At 51.4% G+C, this 15,196-nt stretch carries 18 protein-coding genes; 10 read left to right on the top strand and 8 right to left on the bottom strand.

The window, feature by feature from the left end; genetic code table 11:
* The first annotated feature begins 43 nt into the window (after positions 1–43).
* The 3 genes from KNO90_RS04610 (at position 44) to KNO90_RS04600 (ending at position 4,645) form a co-directional block, all read left to right on the top strand.
* On the top strand, positions 44–1,888 hold the full coding sequence (locus KNO90_RS04610) for a methyl-accepting chemotaxis protein (RefSeq protein ID WP_214741959.1): 1,845 nt from the start codon (positions 44–46) through the stop codon (positions 1,886–1,888).
* Between the two features lie 196 nt (positions 1,889–2,084).
* The gene (locus KNO90_RS04605) at positions 2,085–3,782 is read left to right on the top strand and encodes a methyl-accepting chemotaxis protein (RefSeq protein ID WP_215113296.1); all 1,698 of its coding nucleotides are present in this window, start codon (positions 2,085–2,087) and stop codon (positions 3,780–3,782) included.
* 113 nt (positions 3,783–3,895) lie between these two features.
* A complete protein-coding gene (locus KNO90_RS04600) occupies positions 3,896–4,645 on the top strand; it encodes an SDR family NAD(P)-dependent oxidoreductase (RefSeq protein WP_214741957.1) in 750 nt (249 codons plus the stop codon).
* Between the two features lie 35 nt (positions 4,646–4,680).
* Here the strand turns inward: KNO90_RS04600 and KNO90_RS04595 are convergent, their stop codons facing one another.
* A complete protein-coding gene (locus tag KNO90_RS04595) occupies positions 4,681–5,556 on the bottom strand; it encodes a hypothetical protein (protein ID WP_215113110.1) in 876 nt (291 codons plus the stop codon).
* A gap of 119 nt (positions 5,557–5,675) precedes the next feature.
* Between KNO90_RS04595 and KNO90_RS04590 the strand changes: the two genes are divergently transcribed.
* Positions 5,676–5,900, top strand: coding sequence for a YobA family protein (locus KNO90_RS04590; RefSeq protein WP_214741955.1), 225 nt, complete (start codon positions 5,676–5,678; stop codon positions 5,898–5,900).
* Positions 5,901–5,919: 19 nt separating this feature from the next.
* Complete coding sequence (locus tag KNO90_RS04585; RefSeq protein ID WP_214741954.1) at positions 5,920–6,084, top strand: hypothetical protein; 165 nt, start codon at positions 5,920–5,922, stop codon at positions 6,082–6,084.
* Positions 6,085–6,095: 11 nt separating this feature from the next.
* Here the strand turns inward: KNO90_RS04585 and KNO90_RS04580 are convergent, their stop codons facing one another.
* Positions 6,096–7,244 (bottom strand): S1 family serine peptidase, encoded by a 1,149-nt coding sequence (locus KNO90_RS04580; RefSeq protein ID WP_215113109.1) that lies wholly within the window; start codon positions 7,242–7,244, stop codon positions 6,096–6,098.
* Positions 7,245–7,378: 134 nt separating this feature from the next.
* Here KNO90_RS04580 and KNO90_RS04575 point away from each other — a divergent pair, with 134 nt between their 5' ends.
* Positions 7,379–7,939, top strand: coding sequence for an AAA family ATPase (locus tag KNO90_RS04575; RefSeq protein ID WP_078147530.1), 561 nt, complete (start codon positions 7,379–7,381; stop codon positions 7,937–7,939).
* A gap of 36 nt (positions 7,940–7,975) precedes the next feature.
* Here KNO90_RS04575 and KNO90_RS04570 read toward each other — a convergent pair whose 3' ends face one another.
* From KNO90_RS04570 to KNO90_RS04550, 5 genes are read right to left on the bottom strand one after another with little or no spacing between them, the layout of a single operon-like run.
* Positions 7,976–8,707: a carbohydrate deacetylase gene (locus KNO90_RS04570; protein ID WP_353048474.1), complete on the bottom strand. Its 732-nt coding sequence runs from the start codon at positions 8,705–8,707 to the stop codon at positions 7,976–7,978.
* The gene (locus KNO90_RS04565) at positions 8,664–8,957 is read right to left on the bottom strand and encodes a PTS sugar transporter subunit IIB (protein WP_214741951.1); all 294 of its coding nucleotides are present in this window, start codon (positions 8,955–8,957) and stop codon (positions 8,664–8,666) included. The genes KNO90_RS04570 and KNO90_RS04565 overlap by 44 nt, the downstream gene beginning before the upstream one ends.
* Positions 8,954–9,286, bottom strand: a complete 333-nt coding sequence (locus KNO90_RS04560; protein WP_084156011.1) for a PTS sugar transporter subunit IIA — start codon at positions 9,284–9,286, stop codon at positions 8,954–8,956. Before KNO90_RS04560 ends, KNO90_RS04565 begins: the two co-directional genes overlap by 4 nt.
* Positions 9,283–10,602 (bottom strand): PTS sugar transporter subunit IIC, encoded by a 1,320-nt coding sequence (locus KNO90_RS04555; protein ID WP_214741950.1) that lies wholly within the window; start codon positions 10,600–10,602, stop codon positions 9,283–9,285. The genes KNO90_RS04560 and KNO90_RS04555 overlap by 4 nt, the downstream gene beginning before the upstream one ends.
* Entirely contained in the window at positions 10,599–11,918 is a 1,320-nt protein-coding gene (locus tag KNO90_RS04550; RefSeq protein ID WP_214741949.1) for a 6-phospho-beta-glucosidase, read from the bottom strand. The genes KNO90_RS04555 and KNO90_RS04550 overlap by 4 nt, the downstream gene beginning before the upstream one ends.
* A gap of 174 nt (positions 11,919–12,092) precedes the next feature.
* Between KNO90_RS04550 and KNO90_RS04545 the strand changes: the two genes are divergently transcribed.
* The 4 genes from KNO90_RS04545 to KNO90_RS04530 all read left to right on the top strand — a co-directional run bounded on the left by KNO90_RS04545 (position 12,093) and on the right by KNO90_RS04530 (position 14,648).
* Positions 12,093–12,809 carry a GntR family transcriptional regulator gene (locus KNO90_RS04545; RefSeq protein ID WP_215113108.1) on the top strand — a complete coding sequence of 239 codons (717 nt, stop codon included), beginning with the start codon at positions 12,093–12,095 and terminating at the stop codon, positions 12,807–12,809.
* Positions 12,810–12,931: 122 nt separating this feature from the next.
* Positions 12,932–13,087, top strand: a complete 156-nt coding sequence (locus tag KNO90_RS04540; RefSeq protein WP_215113107.1) for a hypothetical protein — start codon at positions 12,932–12,934, stop codon at positions 13,085–13,087.
* Positions 13,088–13,185: 98 nt separating this feature from the next.
* Positions 13,186–13,887 carry an ABC transporter ATP-binding protein gene (locus KNO90_RS04535; RefSeq protein WP_215113106.1) on the top strand — a complete coding sequence of 234 codons (702 nt, stop codon included), beginning with the start codon at positions 13,186–13,188 and terminating at the stop codon, positions 13,885–13,887.
* A complete protein-coding gene (locus KNO90_RS04530) occupies positions 13,887–14,648 on the top strand; it encodes an ABC transporter permease (protein WP_078147521.1) in 762 nt (253 codons plus the stop codon). The genes KNO90_RS04535 and KNO90_RS04530 overlap by 1 nt, the downstream gene beginning before the upstream one ends.
* A 73-nt stretch (positions 14,649–14,721) precedes the next feature.
* Here the strand turns inward: KNO90_RS04530 and KNO90_RS04525 are convergent, their stop codons facing one another.
* Positions 14,722–15,177 (bottom strand): hypothetical protein, encoded by a 456-nt coding sequence (locus KNO90_RS04525; protein WP_214741945.1) that lies wholly within the window; start codon positions 15,175–15,177, stop codon positions 14,722–14,724.
* Between the last annotated feature and the right edge of the window lie 19 nt (positions 15,178–15,196).

Here is a 15,196-nt window from a genome sequence, read left to right as displayed (position 1 = left end):
GATAGTATAGGAAACACTGCATGATTGAGAGGGGAATACATAGATGGCATGGAAATCAACATGGTCTAAGGCACTGAGCCGGATCAAACGAAAACCGACATGGACGTGGAAACCGACACTCAAGTGGAAGCGCGGAGAGAAGCGTGAACGCACGGCATCTTTCGGAACGAATGTCGGGAAGAATTTGACGATTCGTCAAAAATTGTGGGGACTCGTCCTCATCTCACTCGTCATGGTCATTGGCGTCGGCGGTTACGCGCTATTTTCAATGAGTGACGCGAACCGTCAAGCGGACGACATCGTCAATAACTGGAACAAAGGGCTCGATTACGCCCACGAACTCAATACGCTCGCTGCGAACTATCGCACGCTCGAGCTCGATCATATCGTCTCAGAGGATGCGGCGAAGAAGGAAGAGCTCATGGCGCAGATGAAAGAGATTCGGGATGAAATCAATACCATCGCGCCGAAGTACGAAGCGCGGGCCGTAAACGCAGAAGATAAGGAACTCTTTACAAACTTCTCGCGGCAATGGGAAATGTATCAACGCGTCTCGGACAATATGTTGACGTTCAGTTCGACAGGCAACACGGGTATGGCACGCTCATACTATGATGCGCAGTCGAAATCGACGTATGATAACTTTACACAAAAATTAAGCAACCTCGTCGATTACAACTCAGAAGGGTCACAACGCGTCGGGAAAGACATGGAACGTGAATTTATGCAGTCCCTCATGGCATTGATTGCCGTGACGGTCGGGGCTGTGGCGATTCTCTTATTCCTAGGTCTCAGTTTGTTACGTTCAATCATCCGACCGATGCAAACGCTCCAGACACGCTTCGATGAACTTGCGACGCAAGGTGGGGATTTGACGATGACGATTCCCGTCACGTCGAATGACGAAATCGCGCAAGTCAGTCGTTCGTTCAACACGTTCCTCGGTACACTTCGCGAGATCATGATCGATGTCGATGAGACGGCAAAAGTCGTTCTCTCGTCTTCTAAAGATGTATCAGCCGAAGTGACACGACTCAGTCACTATATGGAAGAAACGTCGGGAACGGTCGAAGAATTGACGGCTGGTATGGAAGAAACGGCAGCTTCATCGCAAGAAATGAGTGCCTCGACGACAGAAATGGGTAGTTCGATCGATTCAATCGTCGACTTATCTAATGAAAGTGCCGAAACAGCGAACCGTGTCGAGACGCGGGCTCACCAAATGCGTGAACAAGCCGTCGTCTCGAAGACGGAAGCAGTGACAATTATCGAGAAGAAACAAGTCGAATTGGCGGAAGCAATCAAAGGAGCACAGTCAGTCGAAGAGATTCGCGTCTTGACGACGGCGATTCTAGCGATTGCCGACCAGACGAACTTGCTCGCCTTGAACGCATCGATTGAAGCGGCACGGGCAGGGGAAGCGGGTCGCGGATTCGCGGTCGTCGCATCCGAAATTCGTAAGCTGGCAGAAAACTCACGTCAAACGGTCAACGAGATTCGCGACGTGTCGAACACGGTCATCGATTCGGTCGAACGACTTAATGCGAGCTCAGAAGACATGTTGACGTTCCTCAATACGAAAGTCATGGCTGACTACGATCGACTTGAAGAATCTGCGACGCAATACGAACAGGATGCGACAGTATTCGGTGAGACGGCGAAGACGTTCGAAGGCAATGCACTTCAACTTCGCCATATGACGGACAACATTCTTGGGGTCATCCAGGAAGTGGCGACGACCGTGACAGAAGGCGCGGACGGTACGCAGTCCATCTCAGAGAAAGTCCAGTTGTCAGTCGAGCGCTTCAACGACGTTCAGGCGAAGATGGGCGAAACGGAAAAACGGGCGACCGAACTCTCGAATCGCGTGGCGCAATTCAAACTATAAGCAAGTCTCAGAACCAGGCAGATGTCTGGTTCTTTTTGTTTCTCCCACGAAAAATAAAAAGATAGGTCAATACGTAAATGAATTTCAAATTGTTGGTACAAATTAGGCTGTTGCGTCCGATATAAAAATGGCGGTACATAAAATAGAAAGAAAAAGAGGTGGAAGAGGAGAGGACTCCTCGTAGTACGTGAAAAAGATGTGGAACAAATGGACGTTATCAAAAAAAATCATGGCAAGTGTCGGCTTGATCCTGGTTCTGACATTGGTCGGGATGGCCTATAATCTGTGGACGCTCGATCGAATGACAAGTCAGTATGAACACATGATTTCAAACGATGTCATGAAAATGAAAGCAGCGGACGATTTGGCACTCGGGATGGTCCGCCAGGCATATGGGGTACGTGGGTATCTCCTTATACAAGACGATGAACGAAAACAACAAATTAACCGGGGTGGCGAAGAAAAGAAAGTTGCCATCGAATCGTTGATCGAACTCGCGGACAACGAGTCCGAACGAAAAGAATTTGAATCATTACTTGAATATGCGAATGGGTATGACGATATGGCCGTTCAAGCCATCACGGCAATCGACTCAAAAGACCAAGAAGCAATCGATCGTTTAGTGTTCCGTCTCATGCCGGACGTGACGAAATCGATCTCATCGACCGGTGAAGCATTGCAGGCCGAAACGGAAGAGAAGATGCTTACGATGCAAACGGAACTCCAAGAAGCGAGTCAGCGTGCCTTTTGGTACTCAGTCATCATCGCCGTTATCAGTTTCGTCCTGACGATGGGCGCCGGATATGCTATCAGCCATATGGTGACGGCACCGCTCCGTTTCTTAGCAAAAGAAGTGGACGTGGTGGCAGAAGGGGATTTGACACGTGAGGACCTTCAGGCACTCACGCAAGATGAGATCGGACAATTGATGACCGGCTTCAACCGCATGAAAGGCAATTTGCGTGAACTGATTGACCGTGTCACCCAAAACGCACAGGAGATCACGGCACAATCGGAAGAACTGTATGCGAGCACGGAAGAGATGGCGTCGCAGACGGAGGAAACGACCCGTCTCATCGACCGAATCGTGGACGAAACGATTGAGCAGGCGAAAGAAGCGACGGGGACGTCGCAAGCGGTCGCAGCAGCAGATGAAGGCATCGGTCAAATTGCCGGGTCAATCGGCTCGATTGACGATGACGTGTCACAGAGTTTGAAGCTCGCCGAAGAAGGTGGTGCGACGATGGCTCAGGCGAAAGACGAGGTGCTCGCACTCGAGCGGGAGACACGTCGGACGGGAGAATCGATTTCGGCACTAAAGCAACAGTCTGACGAGATTGCCCTCATCACCGAGGTCATCCAATCCATCACCGACCAGACGAACTTATTGGCATTGAACGCGGCCATCGAAGCAGCACGTGCCGGTGAACAAGGGAAAGGGTTCGCCGTCGTCGCAGAAGAAGTACGTAAACTTGCCGAGCAGTCGAAACAGTCGGCGACACAAATCGCTGGGTTGATCGAGTCGATTCAGGCACAATCGAACGCCGTTCTCGACCAACACGTCGTCAGTGCGAAACGCGTCGAGACGAACACGTTGTTGCTTGAACGAGCGACACGCGCATTCGAACAGATTGTCAGTCAGCTCGAGACATCGGTCGACAACACGTCACGTATCCGGATCGCCTCGCATGAGATTGCAGAAACGACGAAACAAGTCGCGACGTCCTCTCTTCAAATGTCACAAGACAGTGAAGGAATGGCCGACACGATGCGTACGGTCGGTGAGACAGCTGACGCCCAACTTGCGATGATTCAAGAGTTGAACGGGGTCGCCGAGTCGCTCGGGAACATGACGAGTGATCTGCAGACGTTGATTGGTCGATTCACGACATAAGATGAAAGTCCTGTCTCTTCGGAGTCAGGGCTTTTCGTTCACATCGAAACGATTCATCATCTAAAAAGTAGGGAATGAACAACAAGGTAAACGACAAAAAGGAGTGGATGAATATGAAGTATACCGTCATTACAGGAGCCAGTTCAGGAATCGGTTATGAGACAGCGAAGTTGCTCGCCGAAAAGGGAAAATCGCTCGTGCTCGTCGCAAGACGAAAAGAAGAGCTCGAGTCGTTACGTGATGAGATCAAATCCATCTCGTCGGATAGTGACGTCATCATCAAATCGACCGACCTGTCATATAGCGAGAACGTGTACGGTTTATATGAATCGCTCGCGGATCTCGACATCGAGACGTGGATCAACAACGCCGGATTCGGGGATGCGGATCTCATCAAAGACGTCGACCTCGGTAAAATCGAGAATATGATTCGTCTGAATATCGAAGCGCTCACCGTCTTGTCGAGTCTATATGTCCGCGATTATCATGACGTCGAAGGGGCGCAACTATTGAACGTGTCGTCTGTCGGGGGATATCGGATCGTCCCAAACTCGGTCACGTATTGTGCGACGAAGTTCTTCGTCAGTGCGTATACGGAAGGGCTTGCGCAAGAGTTGAAGCAGGGTGGAGCCAAACTTCGGGCGAAAGTACTCGCGCCGGCCGCGACGGAGACGAGCTTCGCGGACCGGGCTCGCGATACGGAAGGGTTCGACTATAGCGAGAACGTCGCGAAGTATCATACGGCGCGCGAGATGGCAGAGTTCCTATATGACTTGCTTGAAGGGGATGAAGTCGTTGGGATTGTCGACCCGGAAGATTACTCGTTCAGCTTACGCGGACCGATTAAACCATATGCCGGATAAACAAAAACATCACGCCGTGCTGGCGTGATGTTTTTTCATGACATCGGTACAGAGTAACCACCCGTGAAGCGGTGTGTCAGGCGACGTGTCAAATATCGCAACCGTAGGCGCCACACATAGAGTTGTGACGTGTTTGGCAGGATGACGTTGTCGACGTATTCCGCGAACATATGGCGGAACATCCGTTCTTCACTACGATCATAAGTCGCACTCCACATCCCGTGATTCTCGACTTCAAGGAGCATCCAAATCATCTCGTCGGTCAGCGGGTCATCGTCCTTTAACTCGGCCGTCAGTGCAGCGAAACGATGGCTACACATGGACGCGTATAGGGAATGGGCATGCGGGTCATGCGGATTTAATGTTAAGTAACCGCTCGCCGTCTTCATCAGTTCATCGACCATATCGAGCGGAATGTCGTCAAACACTTGGAAAAATTCGAGCAACATCGGGACGGTGTCCGGGCCGAATCCGGCAAGCCGGACATAGTTCATGATATGAAGACCGGCCTCGCCATGGAACTTGCGGTCGAAGTAGTGGACGGCAAGGGCGCGATGCACGATTGGGACGTCGGGATAGCGTTCGACGCCACGGAGAAAGTGTTGTTCCGCTTCGAACGTGAATCCGGTGTCTTCACTGACGTACCCTTTCAACATATGAAGGATGTAGTGATCGCCGAGCGCGCTCGCTTTATCGAGCCAAGGTTTTGCTGACTCGGTGTCACCTTCTCGAATGTATGGATAAGCGCGCATGGCCGGGAAGAATGGGTCATCCGGGAACGCAGTCTCGCCCCGTGTCGCCATTTCATTGATGGCTTCAGCGTTATAAGCTTCTGTTAATTCTGCGAGGAGCATCATCTCAAGGAACGTGCACTGGAACTCTGGGGTGTGTAAATCGATGGTCTGTGTCATAGGGTGTCCTCCTCACAAGTACTGGTGTGGCTCTATTATACTTGTTCTCGAAACGAGGGAGTAGCATCTTTTGAAAAAACGGGAAATGGAAAGTATGGGATGGAAAGGAGGGGGACGGCATGGCGACGTTCTCGGGTTATGTAGCAGAAGTGATGGAGGAGAAAATCCGGGTCACGCCGACACGGGAGGCGGAACCGTTTGATGGCATCGTGTTTCATGTGACGAGACTTCTTTTGGACGAGACACCGCTTCTTGTCGGGCAACGAGTTCGAATCGAGCATGACGAACGATTGACGCGTTCCTTGCCGCCACAAACAACGGCATATCGAATCGTTGTGTTATGATGAGGACGAGGTGAAGGACATGGGACAACGGAATTTTTTATGGCTCGGAGCCGTGATTGGCTTCAGTGCCCTCGTCGTCTGGTTATTGCAAGATGCGCTCCCGTTTTGGGCGTTGTCGATTCTGCTTCTTGCGCTAGGAGCGGTGCTCGGCAATCTCCAACGACGTTTCACACGTGACGAATAACAAGCACTCCATCATTCGGATGGAGTGCTTGTGTCGTTTTCCTCTTCAACCGGTTCTTCCGGATTGTCTTCGACAATCGAGTCATCCTCTCCATTTGGTTCGAGCGTCGTCGGTTCTTCTGGTTCCGTTGGCTCTTCCGGTTCGGTCGGTTCCTCAGGCTCGGTTACCGGTGGATCGTCTTCAATCGGTTCTTCTGTTTCCGGTGGATCCGTCGGTTCCTCTGGTTCACTCGGTGGTTCTGCAGGTTCTTCCGGCGTCACTTCGGGTGTCGTCGGCTCCGTTTCTTCCACGACCTCTTTTTCGACTTCTTCCTCGACCGGTGCTTCCGGTTCAGTGACAGGTGGGATGACAGGTTGCGCCTCGGGAATAGGGGGTGCTTCCGGAACGACGACCGGTTCTTCGGTCAAATCCGGTTTGATCGGTTCGACCGGTGCGAGTTCGATAGGCGGCGATGTCGGTGCATCTTTTGCGATGAACGTCCGGATGTCCTGTTCAAATAATGCGGTCGGCAAGGCGATCCCACGCAAATGGATGGCGACGACTCGCCCGGATGCCGAAAGGAGCGGACTGCCATACGCATGACGTGGCAATTCAAAGTTTCGGCTATAGCCGTTCTCGGCGAATGTGACTGTGCCATTGATACGTTCTTTCATGGTTAAGGTCGTCAATGTCTCGTTCTCTGCGGCAATGGCTTGTGTAAGGGTGAACGGGGTGTTCTCCGTCTCTTCGATTCGAATGACAGCGATCAGATTCGTGCGACCGACGACGGTGCCGGACACGGCCTCCCCGTCATGATGCATGATGATATTCGTCAATCCGGCCACATTTGAGGCGGCTGTGACGACATCACGTGAGCTCACCAAAAATCCCGTCCCGTAACTGACGGTGAAGAGGCTCTCTTGCAACAGCTCGAAGTCGACTGGTGTCGCTTCGTCAGCGGACACCGTTTCTTCCCCGACCGGCAAGTTGACCTGATCGGCGAGCGAGTCGGTCGAACGCAACATGTCCGTGAAATAGGCATTTCCAATGAAGGTGACAAAGGCAATAAGTGCGATAGCGAATGGGACGGCAAATAACCAAATCGTGCGACGTGAGCGGCGGCCACACGTCGGACAGATCGTTTTCGATCGTGTCTTCTTTCCGCAGTGGGGACAAGTCACGGGGGCACCTTCTTTCCATAAAGTTCGATGCTATGCTTATTCCTTCATTTGGAAAGAGGTAAACAAATATTTTGGAGGGGTCACACATTATACGTCACATGATAAAATCTTCAAAAGATATAGGGGGAAATCCAATGAAATTCATCATCTTATTTGGTCCACAAGCCGTCGGCAAAATGACGGTCGGGCAGGCGCTCGCCGACAAAACCGGACTGAAATTATTCCATAACCATATGACGATCGACCTTGTCGGACCGTTCTTCAATTACGGGACGCCGGAAGGGAAGCGACTCGTCCAACACTTTCGTCAAGAACTGTTCGAATCGGTCGCCAAGAGTGATTTACCTGGCATGATTTTCACGTTCGTCTGGGCGTTTGACATGCAGGAGGACTGGGATTACGTGAAGAAGGTGACGGATTTGTTCGAGTCACATGGGGCGGACATATATTACGTCGAGCTCGAGGCCGAGATGGAAGAGCGGCTCGCGCGCAATACGACGGAGAACCGTCTTGCCCATAAACCGTCGAAGCGCGACATCGCCTGGTCCGAGGCGGAACTGAAGCAGACGGCGACGATGTATCGATTGAACTCACGTCCGGGGGAATTAGACGTCGAGCACTATCTCCGGATCGATAACACGAACTTAAGTCCGGAAGAGACGGCGGCCCAGATTCAACAAGCGTTCGACCTATGACAAAAGCGGGTCCCCGTGAAAGGGAACCCGCTTTTGTCATGCCCACCAGTCGGGGCGTTCATAATCGACCAACACCTGTTTTTCGAGGAGGCGTGGCTCGAGGTAAGACGTGACGCTTGGAAGACGATCATCGAGGTCGGCCGGATGGACCATCACTTCGATGGATTCACCTGGTTCGATGGCGTCGAGGGTCGCATGGGAGACGCCGTCCGCATAGAACTGATCACTGAACCGTTCGGTCACCCACAAGTCCCGGCGTGTCCCAAGAGTCGTTAAGGCCCGAAACGTTGTGTCATATTCTTTTGCGAGACGGACAATCACCTCTTGCAGTGCCCACCATCCGTGAATGTGATGGTGGCTGTCAAGATGGTCGAGCGGAAGTCCGGTCGCAAGGAACGCCTCGATTTGGGCTTTCCACTCGAGATAGACGAGCTCCGGGTCAGGCGAGTCTTCAGTCAAGAAACGGCTCGTGTAGCGGAACGTGCCGTCTTCTTTCGTGAGGGGAGCACTCGTATCGGCGAGCGGTTTGCCCCAAGACAAGACGAGATGGACCCCGACGCGGAGCGACGGATGTTGTTTCGCGAGCCGGACCGCTTCCTCGACGGCATACCCGTTCATGATCATCGTCGCCGAATTGACAATTCCATTTAGATGACTCTCCAAGGTGCCGGCGTTCACACCTGTCGTCAATCCGAAATCATCAGCGTTGACCAGGACGAACGTTTTAGGCATTGACGAGACCGAGTGCCTGGTCGAGGACCAGGTCACCTTTCATCATCCCGTACGCCATGTTGTCGATGACCGCGACGGGTACGTCGACAGACGACTTGATTTTACCTTCGAGATAGCGGACTTGAGGTCCGATCAAAATGACGTCGACGTTCGACTGTTCTTTCAAGCGCGACTCTGGAATCGCGTCAATGGATGCGTCGAGTCCACGTGAGGCAGCTTCTTTCCGCATTTTTTCCACTAAGATTGATGTCGACATTCCTGCCGAGCAGACGAGTAAGATGTTCATGTCGTTTCCTCCAATCGATTCAAACGGGTGATCATGTCAATCATTTCGACGGCGAGCTCTTTCACGGTCATCGCCGTCATGAGATGGTCTTGCGCGTGGACGAGGAGGACGCTCATGTCGCTCGTCGTCCCCCGTGCCTCTTCTTGTAACAGCTCCGTTTGTAGTTTGTGTGCGTCCAAGAAGGCCGCATCGGCTTCTTTCAACTTTGCCGCCGCTTCGTCCGCTTCACCGCGTTTCGCGGCAGCGATGGCCTCAAATGCAGATGAGCGTGCATTTCCGGCATGTAAGATAATCATAAATGAGAGTTCTTGGATGGTTTCGGTTTTCACGAAATCTTTTCTCCTTCCTCAGTCGCAGCTTTATTTTTATTGATTTCGGCTGTCATCGCCTTCGCTCCTGCCATGACGAATGGAATATACATCGCTGTCGCAATCGACAAGTTCACGATTTGAAGCAAGACACCGCGGACGCTACCGCCTGTGACCAAATAGCCACTGATGATCGGTGGGGTTGTCCAAGGGACGATGGCGACCGTCTTCGGAACCATGCCTGTCGAGAGTGCGACGTATGAGATGATCGTGAGCGTGACCGGCACTAAGATGAACGGTACGAGCATGATCGGGTTCAATACGATCGGAAGACCGAAGATGACCGGTTCGTTGATGTTAAAGAGACCAGCAGGCGTCGACAGTTTGGCGACTTGGTGATACGGGTGATTCCGTTGTTTGCGGACGACGATGAAGATGGCGAGTAAGAGCGCGAACGTCGTACCCGATCCACCCATGAAGACGAACGCATCCAAGAACGGTTTTGTGACTGTGTACGGTACATCAAACGCTGACGTTCCGGCTTGGAAGGCAGCCAAGTTTTGCTCTATGAGCGGGAGATAGACCGGTTCGATGACCGAGCCGATGATGTTCGTCCCGTGAAGCCCGAAGAACCAAAGGATGTGGTTCAAGAAGGCGATGAGCAAGGCAGCAGGGAGTGAGTCGCCGAATCCTTGGAGCGGTTGTTGAATTGCTTTAAAGATGACTTCAAATACACTGAGTTCTACGACAAGCGTCATGAAGAGCTGGAATCCTGCGACGACCGTCAAGATGATCATCGATGGGATGAGCGCTTGGAATGAACGGGTGACCCCACCTGGTACACCTTCCGGCATCTTGATCGTCAGTTTCGTATTGATGAGGTAGCGGAACATTTCTGTGACGACAATCGATACGATGATGGCGACGAAGAGTCCTTGTGCGCCGAGCCATGCGAAGTTGAGACCCCAGTCTTCAGTGACCGGTACGAGCATGATATACGAAGCGAGCGACAAGATCCCCGCCGCGAGCCCGTCAATCCCGTATGAACGGGCCAAGTTATACCCGATTGAGAAGGCGATCAGGAGCCCGAGTATCGCGAAGGACGCGTTCCAAATACTACCACCGAGTCCTTGCCAGTTGCCTTCGCCAAACATACTGTTCATCGATCCGACGAAGTCGAGTGAGAGACCACCGATGTTGACGGCTGGGAAGTTGTTGATGAGGACCGCGAGCGACCCAACGATGATGAGTGGCATGACGGAAACGAATCCGTCACGGATGGCGACTAAGTGCCTTTGGGACCCGATGCGTCCCGCGATTTCAATAAACTTGTTCATGAATAAACCTCCTTCTTAAATTGGGGTAAGTACGCCTCGTGCGCTGTGAACAGCTCTTTAAGAAGCGGATCGATCCGTTTCTCGTCCTGGATGAGCGGGTTCATGAGGCAGGCAAGGTAGGCGTCCTCGTAAGAACCGGATACAGCCGCCTGGATAGCGAGCTGTTCAAACGTTTTTAAGTTGGTGATGAGCCCACGGATCGGTAGTGGCAACGCGCCGATGGAGACGGGGCGAGGACCTGACTTTGTGATGACGGCGTTCACTTCGATGACCGCGTCATCTGGTAAATCCCGAATCGTGCCGTTATTGAGCGTGTTGACCGTCTGGATGTCACCGCGGTCGTTGTAAATCGAGTCCATCAAATTGCAGGCAGCGTCTGAATAGTAGGCGCCTCCACGTTTTTCAAGCTCTTCCGGTTTGACGGCGAGATCGACGTCTTTGTATTTCTCGAACAACTGCGCCTCGACTTCTTGCACGACTTCGGCACGGGTGCCGTTTTGTTCGTACGCTTCGAGGTCTTTCTTCAACACATCTTTCGTCTGGAAGTAGTACTGATGATACGGGTTCGGTAACATGCCGAGTGACGATAGGAACGATTCGCTCCAACCGAGCCCGACGATGTTCGCCGGCGAGTAGTCGTTGCCTGCGTTGAGCGAGGCGAGGACGTCACTCGTCCGGTCCACGCCGTCGACCCATACGTGACGACCGAAGACGAAGTGATTCAATCCGATAAATTCAATCGCGACTCGTTCGACAGGCGTCTCGAGGATCTCAGCGACCGAGTTTCGCATGTTGAACGGGATGTTGCAGACACCGATGACCTTCTTATGAGATGAGTGCTTGAGTACGGCCTCGGTGACGATGCCCGCCGGATTGGTGAAGTTGACGAGCCAGGCGTCCGGACAAATCTCCGCGACTTCGTTTGCCAAGTCGATCAAGACGGGGATAGTACGGAACGCTTTGAATAATCCGCCTGCGCCATTCGTCTCTTGCCCGATGAAGCCATGCTTGAGCGGGATGCGTTCATCGAGCGCGCGTGCCTTGAGTCCACCGACCCGAATCTGTGTGGATACAAAATCTGCGCCGACGAGTGCGGCTCTTCGATCGAGCGTCCAACTGAGTGTGATCTCGGCGTTTGCCTTTTCAATCATCCGCTGAGCGAGACGACCGACAATCTCTAGTTTTTCCCTCCCTTCTTCGATATCGACGAGCACGATCTCCCGAACGGGGAACGTTGCCTGTCGATCAATCAATCCTTCGATGATTTCTGGGGTGTAACTCGACCCACCGCCGATGATGACGACCTTGACTGCCATAGTGCCAACTCCTCCTTTTGAAAGCGATTTCTTTTTGTCGTAACAAATATAACAAATGATACAAATAACTGCAATATAAATAATACAAATAATACAAATAAGTTTTTGTATTTGCATTTGTATGCTTGCTGTATCACAATAAAGGAACCAACCCAACGTAAAGGAGATGGAGGTATGTCGCAATCGACGCTCCAAACCGCAATCAAGGATGAACTGTTGTCCCGCATCAAGAGTGGGCACTATAAAGAAGGGGAAAAATTTCCGACAGAGTACGCGCTTTGTGAAGAGTTCGATGTGAGCCGCACGACGGTACGGGGTGCCCTCAATCAGTTGACGACGGAAGGGTATCTGGTCCGTCAACAAGGTCGCGGGACGTTCGTCGCCGGGAAGAAAGTACAACAAACGTTGTCGTATACGCCGAACAACTATGCGGCCCAACTTGCCGTTCAAGGGAAACGTGGGCAAGTCGCCTTGATCGACATCTCGGTCATCTCGGCATCTGGTCAAATCGCTTCGGTATTTGAAGCGGAAGACAATGCGCCGATTCAAAAGATTGAGCGGATCCGTCATGCGGACGGGGAACCGACTCAGTATGAGGTCTCGTTCATCCCATGGCAGATTGCACCGGGGATCACGAAGGAACAGGCTGAGCATTCGCTCTTCCGCACACTGGCCGAGGTCCACGACGTCCATGTCGCCAAGACGACGGAAGCACTGGAGATTGCCTTAGCTGACGAGAAGGTGAGTGAACTCCTCGATTGTCCACTCGGGTCGCCGTGCTTCCATATCGAGACGGTGACAGAGGATGAGTCGGGACGAGCGATTGAATACTCACGCTCCTACTTCCGCGGGGACAAGACGAGCTTCGTCATCGAACGGGATTATAAATAAAAAGCGCCCGACTGTTTCGTATGGAAACGGTCGAGCGTTTTTTATTCTAGTGAGTTAAAAAGGGCATGAAGTCGAAAAACAGAAGATACATACTATCAAATTGAGTAGAGGGAGTGAATTATGTGACGATGTTTACCATCTTCGGGGTATTGATTTTTGGACTATTGTTGTTGGGAAGCAGTGTTGTGATGAAGAAGCGATGGTTATCCATACTCTCGATGGTTCCGATAGTTATTGCTGTAGGACAACTTACGATGCTTTATTTGATGGGGATGTAATTTTTATCAATAAATATCGTGTATAAACTTTCCCCATACATATTGGATGCAGTCGATTCATGACTTTATGTACACTAGAACCAGGAGGCGAGAGAAGCATGTCAATCATTGAATTCAAAGATGTGAGTCATCAAGACATCCTGCACCATGTGTCCGGGACGTTTCGGGAAGGACGAATCACAACGTTCGTCGGACCGAGCGGCGCCGGCAAGACGACGTGTCTGAAGCATATCAACGGATTGCTGTCACCAGACACAGGCACGATTCTATTCAAAGGGGAAGACATTGCGGAGATGGACATCCTCGAGCTACGAAAGAAAATCGGGATGGCGTTTCAAAGCGCGCCGATGATTCAAGGGACGGTCTACGACAACTTGAATCTCCCGAAAGCCATCTTCGATGAGACACTTGACCGCGACCGGGCTTCCGAATTGCTCCATCGCGTCGACTTGAGTGAGGCGCTCCTCGACCAACCCGTCAAATCACTATCGGGTGGGGAACGGAGTCGGGTCGCCATCGCCCGGACGCTCGTCAATAAACCGGACGTGCTCTTACTCGATGAAATTACGGCGAGCCTTGATTACCGGACGGTGAAAGAGATCGAGCGACTCATTCGAAAACTGCAACAATCATACGGTGTGACCGTCATTTGGATCACCCATGACCTCGACCAGGCACGGCGGGTGAGTGACGACATGTGGTTCTTGAAGAACGGGGAACTACTTGCATTTGGGGACGCATCGTTCATCGATGAGTCGGACAATCCCGTCATCCAACGATTCGTCAGGGGGGAAGATTGATGTCATATATTGAACTCGCGACGGCGCTCATCTTCGTTGTCATCCCGCTTGCCTTGACACTCGTCCTACGACTTGGACTCGAGCGTGATATTATCATTGCGACCGTCCGCTCCATCATTCAACTATTGATCATCGGCTATATCCTGACGTTCGTCTTTGAGAGCGACAGTCCGATTTTCATGCTGTTGATGATTTTACTCATGATTGTCGCAGCGACACAAAATATCCGACGGAAAGGGGACGGGATTCCGGGCATCATGTGGATCATCGTCTTGACGCTCGTGACGATTGAAGCGCTGACGATGGGACTCATGCTCGGGCTCGGTATCATCCCATTTGAGCCGGAAAAGGTCATTCCGATTAGTGGGATGGTTATCGGGAACAGCATGGTGTTGTCGCTCCTATTCTTGAACAAGTTCAAAGACGAGGTCGAGCGGAGCGACGACGTCATCGAACTCATTCTTTCACTCGGCGGCACACCGAAAGTGGCCATCGACCGCAGCTTGAAGAATGCGATTCGCACGAGCATGATTCCGACTGTCGAGGCGCAAAAGACGATGGGGCTCGTCCAACTACCGGGAATGATGAGCGGTCTCATCATCGGGGGAGCAGACCCGATGGAAGCGGTCCTGTACCAACTCTTGATCCTGTTCTTGATTTTGACGACCGCCTCAATCTCGGCGACGCTCGTCGGTTATCTCGCATACCCACGTCTGTTCAACGAGAAGATGCAGTATATCGGACTGACCTATCGGAAATAGAAATAGGAGAGATATAGAAATGGCTGGATGAAGGTTTATTTTCTTCATCCAGCCATTTCTTGTGTATTAAAAGTTAGTAAGACAAGTGAGAACCGAATAAGACTTTCGGCAAAACAAAATATCTTGTTTGAGGGGATAAGTGGATTACATCTTGATAAGTGCCACTAGAGTCTTTCCAAGTTACTTGAACGACATATTCATCCTGTTTATCAGAAAATGTTTTGGTTGTAGACAGATACTCAATTTCTTGGTTCTTCGTTACGGTTTCATTGACATCTAAATCGTGAATGAGTTTACCATTTTTACTCAAAGCAATCGTTTGGACCTCAACTCGGTGGTCCTGTTCAGAATAGATTCTTCCGCTCCAATACCCTTTTGGAGAAGTCACTTCACTGTTGAAGTCCGCTTCCCATTTACCATCCGTTGATTGTCCGAACCATTTTGGGGGCTGATTGATTGAATATGTTATCCAAAGTACAAGAAAAGCGAAGGGGACAATAATGTATATGACTTTTTTGTTTTTCCACATGATCTTTTCCTCAGTTCTT

Source organism: Exiguobacterium sp. s63 (assembly GCF_018617335.1).
Classification (GTDB): Bacteria; Bacillota; Bacilli; order Exiguobacteriales; family Exiguobacteriaceae; genus Exiguobacterium.
Note: the sequence above shows the minus strand (reverse complement) of the source record. Positions and strands in the feature narration are given on the sequence as shown.

What these genes read in the sequence shown, in the direction of transcription:
- KNO90_RS04600 (WP_214741957.1), top strand. Translation starts at nt 3,896, where the DNA reads ATGAAGTATACCGTCATTACAGGAGCCAGTTCAGGAATCGGTTATGAG.
- KNO90_RS04565 (WP_214741951.1), bottom strand. Translation starts at nt 8,957, where the DNA reads ATGAACATCTTACTCGTCTGCTCGGCAGGAATGTCGACATCAATCTTA.
- KNO90_RS04595 (WP_215113110.1), bottom strand. Translation starts at nt 5,556, where the DNA reads ATGACACAGACCATCGATTTACACACCCCAGAGTTCCAGTGCACGTTC.
- KNO90_RS04590 (WP_214741955.1), top strand. Translation starts at nt 5,676, where the DNA reads ATGGCGACGTTCTCGGGTTATGTAGCAGAAGTGATGGAGGAGAAAATC.
- KNO90_RS04585 (WP_214741954.1), top strand. Translation starts at nt 5,920, where the DNA reads ATGGGACAACGGAATTTTTTATGGCTCGGAGCCGTGATTGGCTTCAGT.
- KNO90_RS04550 (WP_214741949.1), bottom strand. Translation starts at nt 11,918, where the DNA reads ATGGCAGTCAAGGTCGTCATCATCGGCGGTGGGTCGAGTTACACCCCA.
- KNO90_RS04530 (WP_078147521.1), top strand. Translation starts at nt 13,887, where the DNA reads ATGTCATATATTGAACTCGCGACGGCGCTCATCTTCGTTGTCATCCCG.
- KNO90_RS04555 (WP_214741950.1), bottom strand. Translation starts at nt 10,602, where the DNA reads ATGAACAAGTTTATTGAAATCGCGGGACGCATCGGGTCCCAAAGGCAC.
- KNO90_RS04545 (WP_215113108.1), top strand. Translation starts at nt 12,093, where the DNA reads ATGTCGCAATCGACGCTCCAAACCGCAATCAAGGATGAACTGTTGTCC.
- KNO90_RS04525 (WP_214741945.1), bottom strand. Translation starts at nt 15,177, where the DNA reads ATGTGGAAAAACAAAAAAGTCATATACATTATTGTCCCCTTCGCTTTT.
- KNO90_RS04575 (WP_078147530.1), top strand. Translation starts at nt 7,379, where the DNA reads ATGAAATTCATCATCTTATTTGGTCCACAAGCCGTCGGCAAAATGACG.
- KNO90_RS04605 (WP_215113296.1), top strand. Translation starts at nt 2,085, where the DNA reads ATGTGGAACAAATGGACGTTATCAAAAAAAATCATGGCAAGTGTCGGC.
- KNO90_RS04610 (WP_214741959.1), top strand. Translation starts at nt 44, where the DNA reads ATGGCATGGAAATCAACATGGTCTAAGGCACTGAGCCGGATCAAACGA.
- KNO90_RS04535 (WP_215113106.1), top strand. Translation starts at nt 13,186, where the DNA reads ATGTCAATCATTGAATTCAAAGATGTGAGTCATCAAGACATCCTGCAC.